The 21137-nt window shown below is 71.0% G+C and carries 19 protein-coding genes; 5 read left to right on the top strand and 14 right to left on the bottom strand.

The genetic code is table 11. From position 1 onward, the window contains the following. Window positions 1–73: 73 nt before the first annotated feature. Complete coding sequence (addB, locus tag AB4Z01_RS32445) at window positions 74–3019, bottom strand: double-strand break repair protein AddB (protein WP_441700446.1); 2946 nt, start codon at window positions 3017–3019, stop codon at window positions 74–76. Next, window positions 3016–3486, bottom strand: a complete 471-nt coding sequence (gene tsaE / locus AB4Z01_RS32440) for a tRNA (adenosine(37)-N6)-threonylcarbamoyltransferase complex ATPase subunit type 1 TsaE (RefSeq protein ID WP_441700444.1) — start codon at window positions 3484–3486, stop codon at window positions 3016–3018. The genes addB and tsaE overlap by 4 nt, the downstream gene beginning before the upstream one ends. Before the next feature lie 115 nt (window positions 3487–3601). On the opposite strand from tsaE, the gene AB4Z01_RS32435 reads away from it, so the two are divergent. Continuing rightward, window positions 3602–4612 (top strand): NAD(P)/FAD-dependent oxidoreductase, encoded by a 1011-nt coding sequence (locus AB4Z01_RS32435; RefSeq protein ID WP_441700442.1) that lies wholly within the window; start codon window positions 3602–3604, stop codon window positions 4610–4612. A gap of 146 nt (window positions 4613–4758) precedes the next feature. Here AB4Z01_RS32435 and AB4Z01_RS32430 read toward each other — a convergent pair whose 3' ends face one another. Continuing rightward, window positions 4759–5364, bottom strand: a complete 606-nt coding sequence (locus AB4Z01_RS32430; protein WP_441700440.1) for a LysE family translocator — start codon at window positions 5362–5364, stop codon at window positions 4759–4761. Between the two features lie 121 nt (window positions 5365–5485). Here AB4Z01_RS32430 and AB4Z01_RS32425 point away from each other — a divergent pair, with 121 nt between their 5' ends. Beyond that, window positions 5486–6622: an aminotransferase class I/II-fold pyridoxal phosphate-dependent enzyme gene (locus AB4Z01_RS32425; protein ID WP_441700438.1), complete on the top strand. Its 1137-nt coding sequence runs from the start codon at window positions 5486–5488 to the stop codon at window positions 6620–6622. Window positions 6623–6699: 77 nt separating this feature from the next. After that, window positions 6700–7665, top strand: coding sequence for a hypothetical protein (locus tag AB4Z01_RS32420; RefSeq protein ID WP_441700436.1), 966 nt, complete (start codon window positions 6700–6702; stop codon window positions 7663–7665). Between the two features lie 12 nt (window positions 7666–7677). On the opposite strand, the gene AB4Z01_RS32415 is transcribed toward AB4Z01_RS32420, so the two are convergent. Continuing rightward, window positions 7678–8784 carry a calcium-binding protein gene (locus AB4Z01_RS32415; protein WP_441700434.1) on the bottom strand — a complete coding sequence of 369 codons (1107 nt, stop codon included), beginning with the start codon at window positions 8782–8784 and terminating at the stop codon, window positions 7678–7680. Between the two features lie 195 nt (window positions 8785–8979). After that, a complete protein-coding gene (gene ahcY, locus AB4Z01_RS32410) occupies window positions 8980–10284 on the bottom strand; it encodes an adenosylhomocysteinase (protein WP_441700432.1) in 1305 nt (434 codons plus the stop codon). Between the two features lie 392 nt (window positions 10285–10676). On the opposite strand from ahcY, the gene AB4Z01_RS32405 reads away from it, so the two are divergent. After that, complete coding sequence (locus tag AB4Z01_RS32405; RefSeq protein WP_441700430.1) at window positions 10677–11444, top strand: DeoR/GlpR family DNA-binding transcription regulator; 768 nt, start codon at window positions 10677–10679, stop codon at window positions 11442–11444. A gap of 11 nt (window positions 11445–11455) precedes the next feature. Beyond that, window positions 11456–12616, top strand: a complete 1161-nt coding sequence (locus AB4Z01_RS32400) for an MFS transporter (protein WP_441700428.1) — start codon at window positions 11456–11458, stop codon at window positions 12614–12616. 16 nt (window positions 12617–12632) lie between these two features. Here the strand turns inward: AB4Z01_RS32400 and AB4Z01_RS32395 are convergent, their stop codons facing one another. From AB4Z01_RS32395 to AB4Z01_RS32355, 9 genes are all read right to left on the bottom strand, one after another. Then, entirely contained in the window at window positions 12633–13001 is a 369-nt protein-coding gene (locus tag AB4Z01_RS32395) for a hypothetical protein (protein ID WP_441700426.1), read from the bottom strand. A gap of 95 nt (window positions 13002–13096) precedes the next feature. Continuing rightward, window positions 13097–14080, bottom strand: a complete 984-nt coding sequence (locus tag AB4Z01_RS32390) for an NAD-dependent epimerase/dehydratase family protein (RefSeq protein ID WP_441700424.1) — start codon at window positions 14078–14080, stop codon at window positions 13097–13099. 7 nt (window positions 14081–14087) lie between these two features. After that, a complete protein-coding gene (gene ptsP / locus AB4Z01_RS32385; protein ID WP_441700422.1) occupies window positions 14088–15875 on the bottom strand; it encodes a phosphoenolpyruvate--protein phosphotransferase in 1788 nt (595 codons plus the stop codon). Between the two features lie 4 nt (window positions 15876–15879). Then, window positions 15880–16182 (bottom strand): HPr family phosphocarrier protein, encoded by a 303-nt coding sequence (locus AB4Z01_RS32380; RefSeq protein WP_441700420.1) that lies wholly within the window; start codon window positions 16180–16182, stop codon window positions 15880–15882. Next, window positions 16179–16589: a PTS sugar transporter subunit IIA gene (locus tag AB4Z01_RS32375; RefSeq protein WP_026869137.1), complete on the bottom strand. Its 411-nt coding sequence runs from the start codon at window positions 16587–16589 to the stop codon at window positions 16179–16181. Before AB4Z01_RS32375 ends, AB4Z01_RS32380 begins: the two co-directional genes overlap by 4 nt. A 43-nt stretch (window positions 16590–16632) precedes the next feature. Then, window positions 16633–17511, bottom strand: coding sequence for an RNase adapter RapZ (gene rapZ / locus AB4Z01_RS32370; protein WP_441700419.1), 879 nt, complete (start codon window positions 17509–17511; stop codon window positions 16633–16635). Next, window positions 17508–17969 carry an HPr kinase/phosphorylase gene (locus AB4Z01_RS32365; protein ID WP_441700418.1) on the bottom strand — a complete coding sequence of 154 codons (462 nt, stop codon included), beginning with the start codon at window positions 17967–17969 and terminating at the stop codon, window positions 17508–17510. Before AB4Z01_RS32365 ends, rapZ begins: the two co-directional genes overlap by 4 nt. Before the next feature lie 49 nt (window positions 17970–18018). Beyond that, window positions 18019–19455: a pre-peptidase C-terminal domain-containing protein gene (locus tag AB4Z01_RS32360; RefSeq protein WP_441700416.1), complete on the bottom strand. Its 1437-nt coding sequence runs from the start codon at window positions 19453–19455 to the stop codon at window positions 18019–18021. Between the two features lie 41 nt (window positions 19456–19496). Then, window positions 19497–21137, bottom strand: a 1641-nt coding sequence (locus AB4Z01_RS32355; protein ID WP_441700414.1) for a stimulus-sensing domain-containing protein, incomplete at its 5' end; no start/stop codon positions are given.

Below are 21137 nucleotides of genomic sequence, written 5' to 3'. Positions count from 1 at the left end.
GAGTCCCCCCTCCCCTTGCGGGWGGGGGGTAGGGGGAGGGGGCTCCCGATGCCAGAGCAGGCCCTGTCGATCCTCATTCCTCGCCGCCTCCCGCCGACCATTCCTTGACCCGCGCCAGATGGGCGTAGTCGGAGAAGCGCGGCGGCACGCCGCGCGGCTGCGACAGATAGGGCGTCTCCGGCAGGTCGAAGCGGGCGATCAGGCCCATCAGCCCGCCCAGCGCCTGCTCGGCCAGGGCGGCGAAATCGCCCTCGGCCGGCTTCACCGGCTTGATCTCGCCGGCGGTGGCGGCGCCGGACAGGCGCCAATGCTCCAGCCCGGCCACCGGCACGCCCTCGGGCACGCCGGGGAAGCCGCCGTCGCGGATCATCATCGCCTCCAGCGGCAGCTGCGGCTGGTGCCCGGCCAGGATCTGCGGGTTGCTCGGCACCACGCCGGTCTTGTAGTCGACCACCACCAGCCCGTCCGGGCCCCGGTCGATGCGGTCGGCGATGCCGGACAGGGCGAAGGACCCGGCCGGGGCGTCCAGCGTCACCAGCCCCTTCTGCTCGGTCAGGATCGCCCGCCGCCCGGCCGCGCGCAGCCGGGCCTCGGTCTCGACGAACCAGGCGGCGATGCGGGCGAAGCGGGGCCACCAGAAGGTGCGGATGTCCGGCCCCGGCGGCAGCCTGGCGAACTCCGCCCGGCCCAGCGCCAGCAGCCGGTCCAGCGCATCCGGCGGCAGCATCTCCGGATAGGCCTGCAGGAAGCCGGCCAGGGCGTCGTGGATCGCGGTGCCGCGCTCGGCCGCGCCCGGCTCGGCCTCGATCGGGTCCAGCGGCTCCAGCTCCAGCACCATCCGGGCGTAGATGGCGTAGGGGTCCTGCATCCAGACCGAGATCTGAGTCACCGACAGGCGGCGCGGCCGGGCGGCGACCGGCGGCTTCGGCTTGGGCGGCGGCACCGGCCGCACCGCATCCGGCTGGTCGATGTACCGGGCCAAGGCGCGCCAGTCGCGCGCCGGCGGCGCCAGGGCCAGGCCGGCGCCGTCCAGCACCGCCTGCAGCCGCAGCAGCCAGCGCGACGGCACGGTCGGCGTGCCCTCCACCTTCTCCGCCCGGGTCAGAAACACCTCGGCGCCGGCGGCGGCCTGGGCGAAGTCGTTGGCGGCCAGGCCGATGCGCCGCTCCGGCGCCGGCAGGCCGAACTGCCGCCGCATCGGCCGCGACAGCCAGGGGTCGGCGGCGGGCGCGGACGGCCAGGTGCCTTCGTTCAGCCCGCCCAGCACGATGCGGTCGAACCGCGCCATCCGGCCCTCGACCGGGCCCAGGATCGCCAGCCGCGGGTGGCGGCCCCAGCGCGGCCGCACCACGGCGCCGTCCATCATCGCCTCGAACAGGCCGGGCCAGTCCGGGCTGGGGATCGGCGGGAAGCCGTCGAAGCCGGCCAGCAGCTCCTCGGCCAGGGCCTGCGCCGCCTCGCCATCCTCGGCCCGCCACAGCCGGGCGGGGCCGGGCTCCGCATCCGTTGCCGCCAGCGCCTCGGCGCATTCGATATGCAGCCGCAGCAGCTCGGCCGGCGACTGGTCCTCGCCGCGCACCGCGTCGATGAAGGGGCCGAGGATGTCGGCGACCTTGTCCAGCCACCGGCCCAGCGACGGCCCCGCGTCGCTGGCCGCCAACGCGGTCTTCAGTCCGGCGATGCCCGACTCCGGCGCCGGGCCGCGCAGCACCTGGCGCTCCAGCCGGCGCAACGCCTCGCGGAACAGGCCGATCGGCTCGCCACCGGCCGCCAGCGGGTGCTTCAGCAGCGCCAGCACCGACAGCGGCGAGGCATCGCGGAAGGCGACGTCGCCGACCAGCCGCAGATAGGCGCCGACCGGGGTGTCGGCCAAGGGCCGGCCGGCCGAATCGTCGACCGCCACCTGCCAGCGGGTGAGATGCGCCGCCACCCGGCGGGCCAAATCGCGGTCCGGCGTCACCAGCGCGGCGGTGCGGCCGGGCGTCTCCAGCACCTCGCGCAGCAGCAGGGCGATGACCCCCGCCTCCTCCTGCGACGTGGCGCAATCGATCCGGACGAGGCCGGCCAGCGCCGCGGCATCCAGCCCGGCCGGGCTGCGCCAGGCATCGGTGGTGGCGGCCGGCCGCATCACCTCGCGCAACAATACGGTGCGATCGGGGCCGCCCGCGGCCGGGGCGGGCCAGTCGGCGACATCGGCGCGGTCGACGCCCAGCCCCTCCAGCATCCGCTTCAGCGGCTGCTGCGGATGGCCATCGTCGAGCTGGTCCCAACTCTCCCCATCCATGAAACGGTCCAACCCGGGCAGCACCAGCGCGCCCTGCGGCAGCGACGCGACCACGCGCAGCAGCGCGATCTCGGCCGGGTTGGTGCCCAGGAGGCCGGCTGCGATCACCGGGTCGGCCGGGGGCGAGGCGGTCCAGGCTTCGGCCTGGGCCCGGGTCAGCCGGGCGCGCCATTCGGCCGGGTCGAGGGCGTCGAGCTCGCGCAGCACCTCGGGCCAGGTCTCGGTGACGATGCGCAGGAAGCGCAGCGTCTCCTGCCAATGCTCGGCCAGCTCCGCCGGCACCAGCCCGTCCAGCCGGTCGAAGCCCAGCCCTTCGGCCTGCACCTCGTCCAGCAGCCGAGCCAGCGCCGCCGCCAGATGCATCGCCTGGTCGGCGCCGACCTCCTGGTCCTTCCGGGCCAGGACCAGCCGGGCCAGCAGGATCTGGCGCTGCCGCGGCTGAATGGCCGGCGCCAGCTCCAGCGCCTCGGCCACCGCCGGGGTCTCGCCGGCCGCCAGGCCCAGCGCGTCGGCGTCGATGTCGCCGACCGGCAGCAGCCGGGGCAGCAGCAAGGGCTTGCCCTCCGCCGCGCGCAGAAAAGCGTCGCGCAGGGTGATGCCGGCCCGCCGGCTGGGCAGCAGCACGGTCATGGCGCCCAAGGCCAGCGGGTCGCCCGCGGCTTGGGCCAGCAGGCCCCGTGCCAGGGCGTCGGCGACGCCGCCGCCGGCCGGGATGGTGTAGACCCGCGGGGTCATGCGCCCTCGCGCAGGGCCCGGGCCAGGGCCACGCCGCGGCCGCCCAGGCCGACGATGCTGGCGACGCGACCGTCGGCCGGGCCGTGGGCCAGCTCGATCTTCAGCCGGTCGGCCGGCGCCAGCGAACCCAGCCGGTCGGGCCATTCCACCAGGCAGATGCCCAGCCGGGCCTCGTCCCAGCCCAGCTCCAGCACCTCCTCCGGCGCCGCCAGCCGGTACAGGTCGAAATGCCACAGCTCGCCCGCCGGCAGGTCGTAGGACTGGACCAGGGTGAAGGTCGGGCTCGGCACCTCCAGCTCCGGCTCGCCGACCGCGGCGCGGATCAGGGCGCGGGCCAGGAAGGACTTGCCGGCGCCCAGGTCGCCGGCCAGCAGGACGATATCGCCCGGCTGCAGCAGTGCCGCCAGCCGCGCCGCCAGGGCTGCGGTCGCGGCTTCGTCCGGCAGGTCGAGGGTGAATCGGAACATCGGTCGATTGTTCGCATAACCGGACCCATTGCGTCACGTCCGCGTCGCATCGCGATGGTGCGCGCCGACCCGGAACCGGCTATCCCATCGGGGTCTGGAGCTCCGGAGAACCGCCATGCCGCATCGCACCGACGTCGCCATCATCGGGGCCGGCCCGGTCGGGCTGTTCGCGGTGTTCGAATGCGGCATGCTGAAGATGAAATGCCATGTTGTCGACGTGCTCGACGTCCAGGGCGGGCAATGCGCCGCCCTCTATCCGGAAAAGCCGATCTACGACATCCCCGGCCAGCCGCGGATCGAGGCGGCGGAACTGATCGATCGGTTGGTGGCGCAGGCCGCGCCCTTCGCCCCGGTCTACCATCTCGGCCAGCGGGTCGAGACCCTGGCGCGTCAGCCGGACGGCCGTTGGCTGGTCGGCACCAGTGCCGGCACCCGGATCGATGCTGCGGCGGTGATCGTCGCCGCCGGGGTCGGCGCCTTCGGGCCGAACCGGCCGCCGCTGGCCGGGATCGAGGCCTATGAGAACCGCTCGGTCTTCTACATGGTGACCCGGAAGGATTCGCTGCGCGGCAAGCGGGTGGTGGTGGCCGGCGGCGGCGACAGCGCGCTCGACTGGTCGATCCTGCTGGCCGACATCGCCGCCAAGGTCATGGTGGTGCATCGGCGCGACAAGTTCCGCGGCGCGCCGGACAGCGTCGCCAGGCTGCATGCCCTGGCCGAGGCCGGCAAAATCGAGTTGGTTACGCCTTACCAGCTGCACGGGCTGGAGGGGACGGGCGGGCAGCTCTCCGCCGTCACCGTGGCGACGCTGGAGGGCGAGGTGCGGCGGCTCGACGCCGACGTGCTGCTGCCCTTCTTCGGCCTGTCGATGAATCTCGGGCCGATCGCCGATTGGGGCCTGGCGCTGGACAAGAGCCACATCGCCATCGACCAGGCGACGGCGGCGACCAGCGCGCCCGGGATCTTCGCCGTCGGCGACATCGCCACCTATCCGCACAAGCTGAAGCTGATCCTGACCGGCTTCGCCGAGGCCGCCTCGGCCGCCCATGCCATCCACCCGCTCGCCCATCCGGGCGAGGTGCTGCATTTCGAGTATTCGACCACCTCGGGCGTGCCGGGGGCCTGAGGCACAGGCGTCCCTTCCCCTTGTGTCATTGCCGGGTTTGACCCGGCAATCCAGGGGCAACAAAGAGCTGTTCTCGATGGCCCCTGGATCCTCGGGTCAAGCCCGAGGATGACAATGAGGGGAGGCGTGTTCGATCCCGGCCGACGTCAGCCGAACAGCTCCGCCGCCATCGGATACAGCGACGCGACCAGCAGTAGGGCCATGCCGAGGTTGAAGGCGCGGACCGCGGCGGGGGCGTGCAGCACCCGACGCAGGGCCGTGCCGAACAGGGCCCAGCAGCCGACGCTGGGCAGGTTCACCAGCCCGAAGATCACGGTGACGATCGCCAGGTTGTCCAGGAACCCCGCCTGCGGCGTGTAGGTGGCGATGGCGCCCACCGCCATCACCCAGGCCTTGGGGTTGACCCATTGGAACGCCGCGGCCTCCAGGAAGGTCATCGGCCGCCCGGCCTCGCCGTCGCTCGAGATCGGCCCGGACCGCGCGATCTTCCAGGCGAGGTACAGCAGATAGGCGGCGCCGCCGTATTTCAGCAGCTCGTACAGCAGCGGCCAGGCGGCGAAGGCGGCGCCCAGCCCCAGCCCGACCGCCGCCACCATCACCGTGAAGCCGGCGGCGATGCCGACCATGTGCGGCACCGTTCGGCGGAAGCCGAAGCTGAGGCCGGAGGCGGTCAGCATGATGTTGTTCGGCCCCGGCGTGATCGAGGTGACGAAGGCGAACAGGCCGAAGGAAGAGAGCAGCTCTGGCGTCATGGGCCGCAGAGTGGCGTGGCGGTGAGATCGGGACAATCGGAACATTGTCCCGAACAATTTCGACCTGGAGCAATGTCAATCCCGGTGCCATCCTCTGACCACGCCGCCCGAGGAGCTTCCGATGTCGCTGCCCGAATTCGCGCTCGAAGCTTATTTCGCGCGCTGGGAGTTCACCGCCCGCCACAATCTCTGCGCCTCCGACATGGAGTCGCTGACGCTGACCGATCTCCTGGCCCTCGGCACGCCGGCGCAGCGCGAGGCCTGGGACCGGCTGTGGCTCGGCTACACCGAGACTGCCGGCGCGCCGTCGCTGCGGGCCGCGATCGCCGGCATGTATGCCGGGCTCGAGGCCGATGACGTCGCGGTCACGGTCGGGGCGGGGGAGGCGATCTTCCAGTCGGTGCGGGCGCTGCTGAGCCCGGACGACCACGCCGTGACGCTGATCCCCAACTACCAGTCGCTCGAGGCGGTGGCCGCCGGCATCTGCGCCGTCACCGGTGTGCCGCTCGATCCCGCTCCGGAGTCGGACTACGGCTGGTCGCTCGACCCGGACCGGATCGTCGCGGCGCTGCGGCCGAACACCAAAGCCATCATCCTGAACGTGCCGCACAACCCGACCGGCTGGTTGCCGGCGCGGCCGGTGTTCGACGCGATCATCGGGCTCGCCCGGTCGCGCGGCATCTGGATCCTGGCGGATGAGGTCTATCGCGGCCTGGAGCGGCGCGAGGAGGACCGCCTGCCGCCGGCGGTCGAGCTCTACGAACGCGCTTTGTCGGTCGGGGTGCTGTCCAAGACCTACGGCCTGCCGGGGCTGCGCCTCGGCTGGGTCGCCTGTCGCGACCGCGAGCTGCTGCGCCGGATCGTGCGGCAGAAGGACTACACCACGTTGTGCGCCCCGGCGCCGAGCGAGGCGCTGGGCGAGATCGCGATCGGCGCCCGCGACCATCTGGTGGCCCGCAGCCGCGCCCTGGTCGCCCGGAACCTGCCGCTGCTGAGCGCCTTCTTCGCCCGCCACGCCAACCGCTTCGAATGGCAGGTGCCGGCCGCCGGCTGCATCGCCTTCCCGCGCTATCTCGGGGAGGAGGGGGTGGACGCCTTCGCCGACGACCTGGTCGAACGCTCCGGCGTGCTGCTGCTGCCGGCGCGGGTCTACCGCTCCGCCCTCGGCCCGGTGCCGGCGGACCGCTTCCGCATCGGCTTCGGCCGCGCCGATATGCCGGAGGCTTTGGTGGCGCTGGAGGCGCATCTCTCCGCTTGACGGCCTGCGACGCGATGGCGGGGAGGCGCGGCGGGGCTGCAGCGTGTAGGGTGCGGCCGGACCACCGGGAAGTGATCATGCTGCGCCGTCTCGCCGTCATCCTGCTGTTGCTGCTGCCGGCCCTGCCCGCCGCGGCGGCCGACCAGACCCTGGGCACCTTTCGCGGCACGGTCGCGGGCACCGGCGGTGAGACCGAGACGATCGAAGGCTTCGCGGTCGTGGTGAAGGACGATCGCGGCCGTTTCGTCCTCGGCATGACCGCGACCGGCGAGGGGGTGATCCGCGCCCGCCAGATCCAGCTGCTGCTGCCGGCCGATGTCGCGCCGGGCGATCTCCCGGTCGGCAGCTATGATTCAGCCCGGCACGACAAGGACGGCAAGGCCGCCGGCGCGCTCTACCTCGCCATCGGCGCGGACGGGTCGAGGGTGCGCGACTGCCGGCTGGTGCCGCAGGGCACGGTGGAGATCTCCGCCGTCTCGCCCTTCGCCGGCACGCTGAACTTCACCTGCCGCGATTCGTCGGAGGCGACGCTGTCGCTGACCTTCGACGCGGTGCCGGTCGACCCGAACCAGGTGGTGCCGTCCGAGCCGGCGGCCGCTTCCGCCGGCCCGGGCCGGGTCAGCACCAAGGTCGGCGCGCCGGTCAATGCCACCATCACCGGCACCGGCTCGGCCAAGCGCCAGGCCGCCGGCAGCCGGCTGCTGCTGCTGTATCTGGAGCAGGAGCGCGACGTCCACGGCACCAAGCAGATGATGCCGGTCGGCGCCGTGGTGGTGGCGTTGCCGAAGGATGCCGCCCTCGGCGCCCACGACCTGAAGCCGTTCTCCCAGGCGGTCGCGGCCGACAAATCGGCGACCGACTACGGCGTCTCCTTCAGCCTGGAAGCCGGCGACGGCTCGATCGACGGCTGCGACCAGTCGGCGAGCGGCACCCTGACCCTGACGGGTCTGGACCCGCTCGCCGGCTCGGCCCGCTTTACCTGCGCCGACCAGAACGACCTATCGGTGGAGAGCGACTTCGACGGCATCCCCACGACCGACTGATCGATCGCCGGGCTACAGCACGAAGTCGGCGACCACCAGTCCGATCGCGCCGGTCAGCTGGATGTGGAAATCCGAGGTGCCATCGCCATTGACGTCGCCGGCGATGGTGGTGACACCCCCGGCGACGGAGTAGCGCAACTCTCCCGCGTCGCCACTGTAGAGGCCGGTGCCGATGAAGATGAAGGCCTGGTTGCCCGCCAGCGTCGTGTCGGCGTCGATCGCCGACAGGTCGATGTGGTCGCCCTGGGCATGGCTGAAATCGGTGATCCGGTCGGCATTGGCGCCGACCGCGCTGTGGCTGGTCTGGGAGAAGGCGAAGGTGTCGGCCCCGCCGCCGCCGGTGATCGTGTCCTTGCCGGCCCAGCCGTTCAGCACATTGGCGCTCGCATTGCCGATGATGGTGTCGTTGCCGGTGCTGCCGTTGACGTTCTCGATGCTGCTGTAGCTGTCGCCCTGGGCGTTGCCGCCGCTGCCGACGCCGGTGGCCAGGTTCACGGTCACAGCCACCTCGTTCTCGGTGTAGGTGACGTAGTCGACGCCGTTGCCGCCGTCGAGGATGTCCATGCCGGCCCCTCCGCGCAGCACGTCGTTGCCGTCGCCGCCGGACAGGAAATCGGCCCCGGCATTGCCGGTCAGGGTGTTGTCGCCGGCATTGCCGACCAGGGTGTCGGCGCTCCCGCCGCCGGTGGCGTTGAGGTTGAGATTGCCGGTCAGGATCAGCCGCTCGACATATTGCGGCATGGTGTAGGAGACGCTGGAATAGATCGTGTCGGTGCCGTCGTCGGGAGAATATTCGGTGATGACGTCGCCGGCGGAATCGACGACATACGTGTCGTCGCCGAAATTACCGATCATGGTATCGTTGCCGGTGCCGCCGGAGAGATAGTCGTCGCCGCCACCGCCATCCATGTAGTCGGTCCCGGCCCCGCCATAGGCGGTGTCGTTGTCGGCGCCGCCCTGGATGTAGTCGTTCCCATCCTCGCCATAGAGCGTGTCGTTGCCGCCGCCGCCATAGAGCGTGTCGTTGCCGGCCAGGCCGTGGAAAAAGTCGTCGCCATTGTCGTCGGCACCGGTCGGCGGCAGAAAGTCGTCGCCACTGGTGCCTGTGAACGTGGTCATGAAGCCCCTCCAAAATTAGGAATTAAGTATCGATCCCCGCATCCAAAACGGACGATAATTAAAGTTGACGGCTTTATTTGGGCACGAAAATGACAAGAGCAAAATATCCCATATCCAGACGGAGCGACCGGAGGCGGGCATAAAAAAGCCCCCGCCGGAGGCGGGGGCTGGGTCGGTTCCGGGCCGCGGCCGGGATCAGTAGCGGTAGTGGTCCGGCTTGTACGGGCCCTGCGTCGGCACGCCGATGTACTCGGCCTGCTTCGGCGTCAACTGGGTCAGCTTGGCGCCGATCTTGTCGAGGTGCAGCGCCGCGACCTTCTCGTCCAGGTGCTTCGGCAGGACGTAGACCTTGCGCTCGTAATTGGCATGGTTCTGCCACAGCTCGATCTGGGCCAGCACCTGGTTGGTGAAGCTGGCCGACATCACGAAGCTGGGGTGGCCGGTGCCGCAGCCCAGGTTGACCAGGCGGCCCTGGGCCAGGACGATCAGGCGCTTGCCGTCCGGGAACACCACCTCATCGACCTGCGGCTTGACCTCCTCCCACTTGTAGTTGCGGAGGCCGTCGATCTGGATCTCGCTGTCGAAGTGGCCGATGTTGCAGACGATGGCGCGGTCCTTCATCGCCCGCATGTGGTCGAGCGTGATGACGTCGACATTGCCGGTCGCGGTGACGAAGATGTCGCCGATCGGCGCCGCCTCGTCCATGGTCACGACCTGATAGCCTTCCATCGCCGCCTGCAGGGCGTTGATCGGGTCGATCTCGGTGACCATGACCCGGGCGCCCTGGCTGCGCAGCGAGGCGGCCGAGCCCTTGCCGACATCGCCGTAGCCGGCGACCACGGCGACCTTGCCGGCCATCATCACGTCGGTGGCGCGCTTGATGCCGTCGACCAGGCTCTCGCGGCAGCCATACAGGTTGTCGAACTTCGACTTGGTGACGCTGTCGTTGACGTTGATGGCGGGGACCTTGAGGGTGCCCTTCTTCATCATCTCATACAGGCGATGCACGCCCGTGGTCGTCTCCTCGGACAGGCCGCGGACCTCGGCCAGCATCTCCGGATACTTGTCGTGCATGATCTGGGTGACGTCGCCGCCATCGTCCAGGATCATGTTCGGGGTCCAGCCGCCCGGGCCGCGCAGCGTCTGCTCGATGCACCACCAGAACTCTTCCTCGGTCTCGCCCTTCCAGGCGAAGACCGGAACGCCGGCGGCGGCGATCGCCGCGGCGGCCTGGTCCTGGGTCGAGAAGATGTTGCAGGACGACCAGCGCACCGTGGCGCCCAGCGCCGTCAGCGTCTCGATCAGCACCGCGGTCTGGATCGTCATGTGCAGGCAGCCGACGATGCGGGCGCCCTTCAGCGGCTGCGAGGCGCCGAACTCCGCCCGCAGCGCCATCAGGCCGGGCATCTCGGTCTCGGCGATCGCGATCTCCTTGCGGCCCCAATTGGCGAGGCTGAGATCCTTGACCTTGTAGTCGGTGAAGGTGGCGGCGTCGGGCATCGAAGGCTCCTCGAGGCAAAGCGGAATTGCCGCAGGGTGTAGCAGCCGGGCACGTCCGCCACAAGCATAAAGACATCTTTATATGTTTGATTTGGCCTCGGGCATTGCAGGGCAGAAGGAGACCCTTTCAGAATTCTCGACACCGTCATTGCGAGCGCAGCGAAGCAATCCAGGGTCGCTCGCATCGGCCTCTGGATTGCTTCTCGGCCTCGCCTCCTCGCAGTGACGGTGGGGATGGGCGTTCTGAAAGAGTCTCAGAGGGGCCGAGCCCACGGGAGCCCTTGCCCCGATCTGCTGTTGTGCAAAGGAGGGCGGCGGGCAGGAGCGCTCGTTGCCGGTTCTTGCACGTTCATGCCTGTTCGTGCATGATCCGGCGCAACCAAGTGACGCCCATGACCGATATCCTGCTGCCCGACGAACGCCGCAAGCGCCTGCTCGACCTCCTCGCCCTCGACGGCAAGATCCTGGCCACTGCGGCCAGCGCCGTGCTCGGCGTGTCCGAGGACACGATCCGGCGCGACCTTAACGACCTTGCCCGCGCCGGCGCGGTGCGCCGCGTCCATGGCGGGGCGCTGCCGCTGACCCCCGCCACCGGCACCTTCGCCACCCGGGCGACCGAGCGGCCGGAGGCCAAGGCCGCGCTCGGCCGGGTTGCGGCCGGGCTGATCCGGCCGGGCGAGGTGGTGCTGCTCGATAGCGGCACCACCATGCTGGCGGTGGCCGAGGCGCTGCCGCCCGACCTGCGCTGCACCATCGTCACCCCGAACCTGCCGGCGGCGCTGGCCCTGACCCGACACCCGTCGGTCGAGGTGGTGCTGCTCGGCGGCCGCGTCGACAAGGCCGACCAGGCCACCGTCGGCACCTCGGTGCTGGCCGCGCTCGACGGGCTGCGCGCCGATCTCTGCCTGCTCGGGGTGTGCAGCCTCGACGTCGAGGCCGGACTCGGCGGCATGGACCATGAGGAGGCGCTGGTGAAGCGCCGCATGGTCGCCTGCGCCGGCCGGGTCGCCGCTGCCGTCACCGCCGACAAGCTGGGCACCGCCGCCCCGTTCCCGATCCTGCCGGTCGGGCGGCTGAACGCGCTGATCACCGAACGGTCGGCCGACGCCGCCCTCCTCGCCGCCTATCGCCAGGCCGGCCTCACCCTGATCCTCGCCTGACCGGAGCCATCATGACCAGTTTCGCCGAGGGCACGACCGCGGCCGCCGATCTCCGCGCCCCGCGCCTCGCCACCCGCGCCATGTTCCTGATCTGCGGCACCGTCACCGCCAGCTGGGCGCCGCAGGTGCCGCTGGCCAAGGCCCGGCTCGGCATCGACGACGGCGTGCTCGGCCTCGCCTTGCTCGGCATGGGCGCCGGCGCGATGGTGGCGATGCCGTTGGCCGGCTTCCTGGCCGCCCGCTTCAGCAGCCGGCTGATCACGGCGCTGGGCGGGCTGGTGATCTGCCTGTCGCTGCCGCTGATCATTCTGGCGCCGGACGCGTTGGCGCTCGGCCTCGCCTTGTTCCTGTTCGGGGCCGCCACCGGATCGATGGACGTGGCCATGAACGTCCAGGCCGCGGCGGTGGAGGCGCGCGGCGGCCGGCCGCTGATGTCCTCCTTCCACGGCATGTTCAGCGTCGGCGGGCTGATCGGCGCCGGCGGCGCCAGCCTGCTGCTCGGCCTCGGCCTGTCGCCCCTGACCGTGGCCCTGGTGGTCAGTGGCCTGATGCTGGCGCTGCTGGCCGCCCAGGCCGGGTCGATGCTGCCGCCGGAGCGCGGCGCCACACAGGCCGGGGCGGGCTTTACCCTGCCGCGCGGTATCGTGCTGGTGCTTGGCCTTCTGACCTTCGTGCTGTTTCAGGCTGAGGGCGCGATCCTTGACTGGAGCGCCGTGTTCCTGCACGAGGCCCGCGGCCAGGACCCGGCCGTGTCCGGGCTCGGCTACGCCATGTTCGCGGTGGCGATGGCGGTGATGCGGCTGGCCGGCGACGGCATCACCAGCCGCTTCGGCGGCGAGGCGGTGGTCCGGGTCGGCTCCGCCCTGGCGGCGGCCGGCTTCCTGCTGGCGATCCTGGCGCCCTGGCCGGTGGCGGGGCTGATCGGCTTCGCCCTGGTCGGAATCGGCGCCGCCAATGTCGTGCCGGTGCTGTTCAGCGCCGCCGGCCGGGTGCCGGGGATGGCGCCCGGGCTGGCGATCTCGACCATCGCCACCCTCGGTTATTGCGGCATCCTGGTCGGTCCGGCGGCGATCGGCTTCATCGCCGATCATCTCGGCCTGCCGGCCGCGCTCGGGATCGTGGCGGCGCTGCTGGTCGCGACCGCGGCGTCGGCCCGGGCGGTGCGGGTCTAGGGCGGGCGGCCCCGCATCACATCTGGGCGGTTCTCAGCCTGGCGACCCGCTCGGCGAAGTCGAGATACGGATGAACCAACACCGGCCAGTTGCGGTTCGTCACGAACCAGGCGGATACGCCGCTCAGTCCTGAAATGGCGATCACTACATCTCGGTGAATGTCAGGCGGAAGGCGGCCTTCACCGGCATCGATCGTTGCCTCGACACGGGCCAGAAGCCCCTCCAACTCCAGGATCTGGTGGTCTTCGACATTCGGGCTCCGCATCAACGACGCGCAGGTCCGGCCCAGCCAGTCGGCCAGGTCATCGGCATCGCCCAGGCAGATCGGCGACCGGTCCCCAGACCGGACCCAGATCGCCGGCGTGATGTGAACGATCTCTTGCATGCCTCTCTTTCCCACGACGAGTTGGCATCAAACAGTTTTGTATAAAATATTATGCATTGCAATACGGAGGATGCTTGTCGTTGGCGGTCCGCCGGTCAGCCTACGGGATAGGGACCCTCGGCGAAGCTCTCGGCGTGATAGCCCTTCGACCCGACCAGCCGGGCCAGCGGGCTCAACAGCCCGCCACCCGCCTGCAGCCGGGCGATCACGGCCCGGAAGTCGTGGCGGGGTTGCCAGCCCAGCTCGGCGCGGGCCCGGTCGTTGACATAGACCCGGTCGATGCCCGGCAGCATCCGCCAGCCGCGGCGGGCATATTCGGCCTCGTGGCCGGGGACGCGCCGCCGCACCACGGCCGCAGCGTCGCGCCGCAGCTCCGCCAGGTCCTCCGGCCGGAATGGCGTGGTGGCACTGACGATGTAGCGGCCGAAGCCGATCGCCGGCGCCTTCTCCAGCGCCAGCAGATGGGCCCCGACCACATCCTCGATATCGACCCGCCGGAACAGATACTCGTTGGCTTTCAGGTTGTCGTCGGCGTAGGCCGCGCGCTTCGCCCCGTCGTCATCGGCCTCGGGGAAGAAGCGTGAGGTGCGCAGGACCAGGCAGGGCAGGCCCTGGTTGCGGTGGGCCAGCTGGCACAGATCTTCGGCCGCGGCCTTGGTGACGCCGTAGATGTTCTTCGGCACCGGCACGACCGCCTCGGTCACCCAGGCGGCCGGGGCGCCGGCGGGCGGCACCAGGGCGTCGCCGAACACGCTGGTGGTGCTGGTGAAGACGAAGGCGCCCACGCCGGCGGCCGCCGCCTCCTCCAGCAGGTTCAGCGTGCCGGTGATGTTGGTGTCGACGAAATCCTGCCGGCCATGGGTGGCGACATGCGGCTTGTGCAGCGTTGCGGCGTGCAGCACCGCCTGGGCCCCGGCCATGGCCTGCCGCACGACGGCGCGGTCGGCGACCGAGCCGACCTGCGCCGTGAACGGCCCGGGCAGCACGTCGAGGCCCACCGCCTCATGCCCCCGGTCCCGCAGGCTGCGGACCAGCGCCTCGCCGAGATGCCCGGAACTGCCGGTGACCAGGACCTTCATCGGTCGCTCACCCACCCTCGTTGAAGTCGTCGAGCAGCGCGGCGATCCGGCCGGAATCGGTCTGGTCCAGCATCATCCGGGCGCGGCGGGCGGCGGCGACGCTGTCCAGCGTCAGGATCCGGCGCTTGACCTCCAGCAGGCGCAGCGGCGCCATCGACAGGTCGCGGATGCCGAGGCCGATCAGCAGCGCGGTGAAGCGCGGATCGCCGGCGATCTCGCCGCAGGCGCTGACCGGGATGCGGGCCCGCAGCGCCGCCTCGACCGTGAACTGCACCAGCCGCAGCACCGCGGTGTGCAGCGGGTCGTAGAGATGGGACACGGCCTCGTCGCCGCGGTCGGCGGCCAGCGTGTACATCACCAGGTCGTTGGTGCCGATGGCGAAGAAGTCGACCTCGCGCGCCAGGGCGTCGGCGATCAGCGCCGCCCCCGGCACCTCGATCATCACCCCGAAGGGCGGCATCGCCGCCGGCACCGGCACCCGGCGCCGCTTCAGCCGCCGCATCGTGCGGTCCAGCGCCGCCTTGACCGCGCGGATCTCGCCGATGGTGGTGATCATCGGCAGCAGCACCCGGATCGGCCCGTGCGCGCCGGCCCGCAGGATCGCCGCCAGCTGCGCCTCCAGCAGCTTCGGCTCCTTCAGCGACAGCCGGATGGCGCGCAGGCCCAGCGACGGGTTGGCGCTCTCGGCGAAGCGGCCGCCGAGGGCCGAGGCGATCTTGTCGCCGCCGAGGTCGAGGGTGCGGATCGTCACCGTCTTGCCGGCCATGCCCTCGACCACGCCGCGCAGGATCGAATACTGCTCCTCCTCACCCGGCAGGTCGTCCCGGTTCATGAACATGAACTCGGTGCGCAGCAGTCCGACGCCGGCGGCGTTGAGCTCGGTCGACATCTGCACGTCGCGCGGCAGCTCGACATTGGTCGACAGGGTGACGTCGACGCCGTCGCGGCTGCGCGACGGCAGGTCGATCAGGGCCTCCAACTGCTTGCGGTCGGCCCGGGCCAGGTCGCGCCGGATGCGGTAGGCGGACAGGGTCTCCGGCGTCGGGTCGATGATCACCTGGCCGGAGGTGCCGTCGACGATCACGGTCTGGCCGGCGCGGACCCCGGCCAGCAGGCCCGGCACGCCCAGCACCGCCGGCAAGCCCAGCGACCGTGCCATCACCGCGGTGTGGCCCTGGGCGCCGCCGAGGGCGGCGGCGAAGCCCATCACCCGGCGCGGATCCATCAGCGCGGTGTCGGCCGGGGTGATCTCCTCGGCCAGGATGATGCTGCCCTCGGGCAGGCCGGCCAAAGCCTGGAACTGGCGCTTGGTCAGGTTGCGGATCAGCCGGGACCCGACCTCTCGGATGTCGTCGATGCGGCCGGCCAGATAGCTGTCGTCCATCGCCGCGAACTGGGCGGCGATCGACCCGATCTCCGACTGCACCGCATATTCGGCGTTGACCCGTTCCTCGGCGATGCGGGTCTCGACTCCACGCAGCAGGCGCGAGCCGGACAGGATCGCGGCATGGGCGTCCAGCAGATAGCCGATATCCTCCGCCGCCTGCTCCGGCAGCGCCTGGGCCTTGGCCTTCAGCTTCTTGATCTGGCGCCGCGACTTGGCCAGGGCTTCGGCGAAGCGCTCGCGCTCGCCGGCCAGGTCGGCCTCCTCCAGCCGGTATTCCGGCACCTGCTCGACGCCGCTCTCGATCAGATGGGCCGGGCCGATGGCAACGCCGCCGGAGACGGCGAGGCCGCTCAGCACGATCTCGCGGCTGGGCGCGCGTGAGGGGAGGTCGGCGATCCGGGTCGCCATCGATTCAGTCCTCGTCGAAGCCGCGCTCGACCAGGGAGACGAGCGCGGCCAGGGCCTCGGCCCCCTGCCGCCCGGCCGCGGCGATGGCGATGTCCGTGCCGGGCCCGGCTGCCAGCATCATCAGCCCCATGATCGACTGGCCGCCGACCTCGGTGCCGTTGCGCTCAACCCAGATCTCGGCGTCGAACTCGGCCACCAGCTTGACGAACTTGGCCGCCGCCCGGGCGTGCAGCCCGCGCTGGTTGCGGATGGTGACGGTGCGCGTCAGCCGGTCCATGGCAGCGTCCGGCGTTACCGGGCCGCTCATTTCCGCTTTTCCGGCTTCAGCAGGGCCGAGGCCACGCTGATGTATTTCTGGCCGGCCTCGCGGGCTGCAGTCACGGCGTCGGTCAGGGTGTCGGTCTTGCGCACCGAGGCCAGCTTGATCAGCATCGGCAGGTTGATGCCGGCGATCACCTCGACATTGGCGCGGTCGAGGATCGAGATCGCCAGGTTCGACGGCGTGCCGCCGAACATGTCGGTCAGCAGCACCACGCCGCGCCCGCCATCGACCGCGGACACCTTGTCCATGATCTCGGCCCGGCGCTGCTCCATGTCGTCCTCGGGCCCGATGCACACCGTGGCGACCTGGGGCTGGGCGCCCACCACATGCTCCATCGCCGCGACGAACTCGTCGGCGAGGCGACCATGGGTCACGAGGACCATGCCGATCATCGGGTGGGTGGTCATGTCGTTCCGGTTGCCTTCCTGTCAGCCCTTACGTCGGCATGTCGCGATGGACCAGGCCGCGGCGAGTGCCCTGGCCGTCCAGCCAGGCCGCCAGCGTCTCCGCCACGAACACCGATCGATGTTTGCCGCCGGTGCAGCCGACGGCGATGGTGAGATAGCTCTTGCCCTCGCGGTTGTAGCGCGGCAGCAGCGGTTCGAGCAGGCCGAACAGCGAGGTCATGAACGGGTCGAACTGGGCGTCGCGCCGGATCATCGCCTGTACCGCCGGGTCCTGGCCGGTCTGCGGCCGCAGGTCCGGCACCCAGTGCGGGTTGTCGAGGAAGCGGACGTCGAACACCAGGTCGGCCTCGCGCGGCAGGCCGCGCTTGAACGAGAACGACATCACCGTGACATACAGGCCGGGCGCGGTGTCGAGGCCGAAATGTCCCTCGATCAGGCGCCGCAGGTCCTGCGGATTGGTCAGCGAGGTGTCGACCACGACGTCGGCCAGGGGGCGCAGCGGGTACAGCTCCAGCCGCTCGCGCCGGATGCCGTCCGCCACCGGCCGGTCGGTCGCCAGCGGGTGGCGGCGCCGGGTTTCGGTGAAGCGGCGCTGCAGCACCTCGTCATCGGCATCGACGAACAGCAGCCGGACATCGACGTCGCCGCGGGCGCGCAGGGCCGCGATCTCGGCCTCCAGCGCCACGACCGAGAAGCCGCGGGTGCGGGTGTCGATGGTCACCGCCATCGGCCGGCCATCGGAGTGATCGACCAGCGGGCCGAGCAGCGCGATCGGCAGGTTGTCGATCGCCTCGTGGCCGAGATCCTCGAGCGTCTTCAGCGTGGTGGAATGGCCGGCGCCGGACAGACCGGACACCAGCACCAGACGATGACGCAGGCCGGGCGGCGGTTGAGGAATGTCGGTCATCGGGCGAGACGGTGTTCGGGCAGGGCCAGCGCTGCCAGGGCCAGGCGCAGCTTGACCGGCGCCGAGGCCTCGAAGGGCGCCACCGAGACCAGCGGCAGACGGATGCCGAGATAGGCACAGGTCCCCGGCTCCGGCAGCCGCTCGATCGCCTCGGCCGGCTTCAGGTCGGCGACCAGCAGCACCGGGGCGGCCGGCTCGAACGGCACCGGGATCGGCCCGAAGCCACGGGCCTCGATCAGCCCGGCCAGCACGGCAGGCGGGCGCGCCACCACGACGCCGCCCTCGAGCGAGAGCTGCACCTGGTCGTCGGCGACCAAGCGCCCCCCGGCATCGATCAGCCGGAGGGCCAGGTCGGATTTGCCGCTGCCCGACGGCCCGCGCAGCAGCACGCCGCGGCCGTCGACTGCGACGCAGGTCGCATGGATCGTCGCCATCGCGGGTGGGAAGGTGGACGGCACCCCCGGTCCCTGTCAATCGCAACGGCAAATCATCAGACAAGAAGACGCGTTATTTCGCCGGCACCGCCTTGGCCTCCAGCGTATAGGGCGTGTCACCCTGGTAGGAGTAGACCCGCAGCAGATAGGTGCCGGGGTCCAGCCGCAGCTGCAGCTCCTCCGGATCGGTGCCGGATTCGGCGCCGCTGATCAGGCTCTCCTGGTCCGAGGCGCGCAAGAGGTCGATGTCGGCGTCGCCCTGGTCCATGGTCAGGCGGATGGTGACGTCGGCGCGGTTGACCAGGGTGAAGCGCCAATAATCGTCGCGGTCGGTGAAGCCGACCCAGTCCTTGACCGTGACCGCCTGCGGCCCGACATGCTCGATCGTGCCGGCCTCCTCCGGGGTATTGCCGGCATGGTCCGGCGGCGGCGGGGCAGCGGGCGCGCCGGCCACGGTCACCCGGTATTCGGTGGCCTCGCTGCCGGCCGGATAGACGTTCAGATAGTAGGTGCCGGCGTCGAGCGTCGCGGTCAGCGTCTCCGCCTCGGTGTCGGTGTTGGTCCCGCTCAGCAGGTTGCTGCCGTCGGCGCCCTCCAGGTTGATGTCGGCATCGGCCGTCAACCCCGTCAGGCCGATGGTGACGGCCTGCCGCTCGGTGATCCGGAAGACGTAGTAGTCGCTGGCATCGGCCGGGCCGACCCAGTCGCGGGCCTCGGCGCTGGTGCCGGTGACGTCGCCGAGAGCGCGGGCGTCGGATTGGCTGGACCCGGCCGAATCCGCAGGCGGCTCCTCGCCCGGGGTGCCGGAGACGGAGAGGCGATAGGGGGTGTCGTCGCCATAGCTGGTGATGACGAGATAGTAGGTGCCGGCCTTGACCACCGCGGCGATGTGCTCGTCGTCGGAACCGCCGGCGGCCGAGGAGCCGAGGGTGCCGCCGTCGCCGTCGCGCAGCTCGATATCGGCATCGCCGGTCATGCCGGTGAGGTCGACGCTCAGATTGGTCCAGCCCTCGGTGGTGATGGCGTAGACGTCGGTCTGGTCGCTGTTCGAGACCCGGCCCTCGGCGGTCAGCGGCGACGCCCCCAGGGTGCCGAGCGGCGTCGCGGTGCCGACGGTGTCGTCGGCGGAATCGTCGGCCGGGGCCACGCCGGGCGTGCTCTCCGCGGGGGCGCCGGGCATGGCGATGCGCATCGGCGCCAGGGTCTGCGCCCACATGTAGCCGACCGGCGTGTTTGGGGTCTGCACCCGCACCCAGCCGCCGATGGCCAGCCGGCCGGTGACGATGACCTGCGACCCGAAGGGCAGGGTCTCCTTCAGCTCGGCGGTGCCGTTCGGGGCGTCGCGGACCGAGGCGCTGGCCCAGGTGACGAAGGACAGCGCGTCCATCTCCTCCAGCACCGCCGGCGGCGCTGGCGGTGCCGGAACGGCGGCCGGCGTCTGGGCGAAGGCCGGTGCCGCGGCCAGGATGAAGACGCTGCCGAGCAGCAGCCTGCGCAGGCACGATGTCATGAGGATCCCCCTTCGATACGGAATGCCGTGAATGTGCGCCGTCATTTCGCGGGGATCTTCACCGTGAAGCGGGCGCCCGGGCGCCCGTCGCGGTTCTCGGCGAAGATCTGGCCGCGATGGGCGGTGATGATCTGCTTGGAGATGCTGAGCCCCAGGCCGGAATGGGTGCCGAATTTCTCCCCGGCCGGGCGCTCGGTGTAGAACCGGTCGAAAATCGCCTCCAGCTTGCCGGCCGGGATGCCGGGCCCGTCATCCTCGATCGTCGCGATCACCCAGGCGCCTTCGCGCCGGGCGCGCAGGGTGATGGTGCCGTCGGGCGGCGAGAACGAGATCGCGTTGGTGATCAGGTTGCGGAACACCTGCACCAGCCGGTCCTCGATGCCGGGCACGGTCAGGGCCGAGCCCGGCGGCAGGCTCAGGCCGACCTTGAGGCCGGTGTCCTCCAGCGTGGCCTTGTACAGCTCGGTCAGCATGCCGATCATGCGGCCGATGTCGACCGTCCCGGTCTCGGCCCGGGACAGCTCGGCGTCGAGGCGCGAGGCGTCGGAGATGTCGGTGATCAGCCGGTCCAGGCGCTGCACATCCTCCAGGATGATGGCCATCAGCCGGCGCTGCTGCGCCGGGTCGGTGACCCGGGCGGTGGTCTCGACCGCGCTGCGCAGCGATGTCAGCGGGTTCTTGATCTCGTGCGAGACGTCGGCGGCGAAGCGCTCGATCGCGTCGATCCGGGTCCACAGCGCCGCGGTCATGGCGCGCAGCGCCGAGGCCAGCTCGCCGATCTCGTCGCGCCGGCCGCTCATGTCCGGGATCTCGATCTTGCGGCCGCGGCCCTGCTGCACCCGCTCCGCCGCCCGGGCCAGCCGGCGGATCGGCCGGGTGATGGTGCCGGCCAGGTACAGCGACAGGATGATGGTGACGCCCAGCGCGATGGCGAAGACCTTCAGGATCTCCTCACGCACCGTCTGCAGGTTGCCCTCGATATTGACGCCCTCGCGGGTCATCAGCACCGCGCCCAGCACCAGCCGCACGCGCTGCACCGGCACCGCGACGCCCAGCATCAGCTTGCCGTCCTCGCGGGTCCAGATCTGGCGGCCGACGCCGCCGCTCAGCGCGGCGCGGACGCTGGCATAGTCATTGGCCTGCTGGTCCTGGCGCTCGACATAGGTCGGCCAGCGCTTGCGCGGCCCGGCGAATTCGGTCGACCAATCGTAGATCGCGTCCCAGATGCCGCGGAACCAGCCCTTGGCTTGCGGCGCCAGCAGCGGCCGCACCTCGATGATGCCGCCGGGCTGGCCCAGCATCCGGCTGTCGGCCACCAGCTTGCCGTCGGCGCCGAACAGCCGGGCCCGGGTGTCGTTGGTCTGGTACACCCGGCGTACGATCTGGCGGGCGTTGTCCGGGTCCAGCGACTGCTGGGTGTCGACGCCGCCGACCACCGCCGCCTCGGCCAGGTTGGCGGCCAGGATCGTGGCCTCGGCGTCGAGCGAGGACAGCTCGTTCTCGATCAGCCGCTCCTGGTAGGACGACAGGTACAGCATGCCGCCGACCAGCATCATCAGCGCCATCATGTTGACGGCCAGGACGCGGGCGGTGAGCTTGGAGAAGAAGCGCCGGCGCAGGCGCGCGACCGGCGCGTCGACGGCGCGGCCGCCGACCGGGGTCGCGGTGATCGGCTGATCGGC

The organism is Inquilinus sp. YAF38 (genome assembly GCF_052113205.1).
Taxonomy (GTDB): domain Bacteria; phylum Pseudomonadota; class Alphaproteobacteria; order DSM-16000; family Inquilinaceae; genus Inquilinus.
The sequence above is the reverse complement of the archived record's forward strand: the minus strand, read 5'-3'. Positions and strand labels throughout refer to the sequence as shown.

Bases quoted from the DNA above. Each gene is read 5' to 3' on its own strand.
- addB (WP_441700446.1), bottom strand. From the start codon at position 3,019: ATGACCCCGCGGGTCTACACCATCCCGGCCGGCGGCGGCGTCGCCGAC.
- tsaE (WP_441700444.1), bottom strand. From the start codon at position 3,486: ATGTTCCGATTCACCCTCGACCTGCCGGACGAAGCCGCGACCGCAGCC.
- AB4Z01_RS32435 (WP_441700442.1), top strand. From the start codon at position 3,602: ATGCCGCATCGCACCGACGTCGCCATCATCGGGGCCGGCCCGGTCGGG.
- AB4Z01_RS32430 (WP_441700440.1), bottom strand. From the start codon at position 5,364: ATGACGCCAGAGCTGCTCTCTTCCTTCGGCCTGTTCGCCTTCGTCACC.
- AB4Z01_RS32425 (WP_441700438.1), top strand. From the start codon at position 5,486: ATGTCGCTGCCCGAATTCGCGCTCGAAGCTTATTTCGCGCGCTGGGAG.
- AB4Z01_RS32420 (WP_441700436.1), top strand. From the start codon at position 6,700: ATGCTGCGCCGTCTCGCCGTCATCCTGCTGTTGCTGCTGCCGGCCCTG.
- AB4Z01_RS32415 (WP_441700434.1), bottom strand. From the start codon at position 8,784: ATGACCACGTTCACAGGCACCAGTGGCGACGACTTTCTGCCGCCGACC.
- ahcY (WP_441700432.1), bottom strand. From the start codon at position 10,284: ATGCCCGACGCCGCCACCTTCACCGACTACAAGGTCAAGGATCTCAGC.
- AB4Z01_RS32405 (WP_441700430.1), top strand. From the start codon at position 10,677: ATGACCGATATCCTGCTGCCCGACGAACGCCGCAAGCGCCTGCTCGAC.
- AB4Z01_RS32400 (WP_441700428.1), top strand. From the start codon at position 11,456: ATGACCAGTTTCGCCGAGGGCACGACCGCGGCCGCCGATCTCCGCGCC.
- AB4Z01_RS32395 (WP_441700426.1), bottom strand. From the start codon at position 13,001: ATGCAAGAGATCGTTCACATCACGCCGGCGATCTGGGTCCGGTCTGGG.
- AB4Z01_RS32390 (WP_441700424.1), bottom strand. From the start codon at position 14,080: ATGAAGGTCCTGGTCACCGGCAGTTCCGGGCATCTCGGCGAGGCGCTG.
- ptsP (WP_441700422.1), bottom strand. From the start codon at position 15,875: ATGGCGACCCGGATCGCCGACCTCCCCTCACGCGCGCCCAGCCGCGAG.
- AB4Z01_RS32380 (WP_441700420.1), bottom strand. From the start codon at position 16,182: ATGAGCGGCCCGGTAACGCCGGACGCTGCCATGGACCGGCTGACGCGC.
- AB4Z01_RS32375 (WP_026869137.1), bottom strand. From the start codon at position 16,589: ATGATCGGCATGGTCCTCGTGACCCATGGTCGCCTCGCCGACGAGTTC.
- rapZ (WP_441700419.1), bottom strand. From the start codon at position 17,511: ATGACCGACATTCCTCAACCGCCGCCCGGCCTGCGTCATCGTCTGGTG.
- AB4Z01_RS32360 (WP_441700416.1), bottom strand. From the start codon at position 19,455: ATGACATCGTGCCTGCGCAGGCTGCTGCTCGGCAGCGTCTTCATCCTG.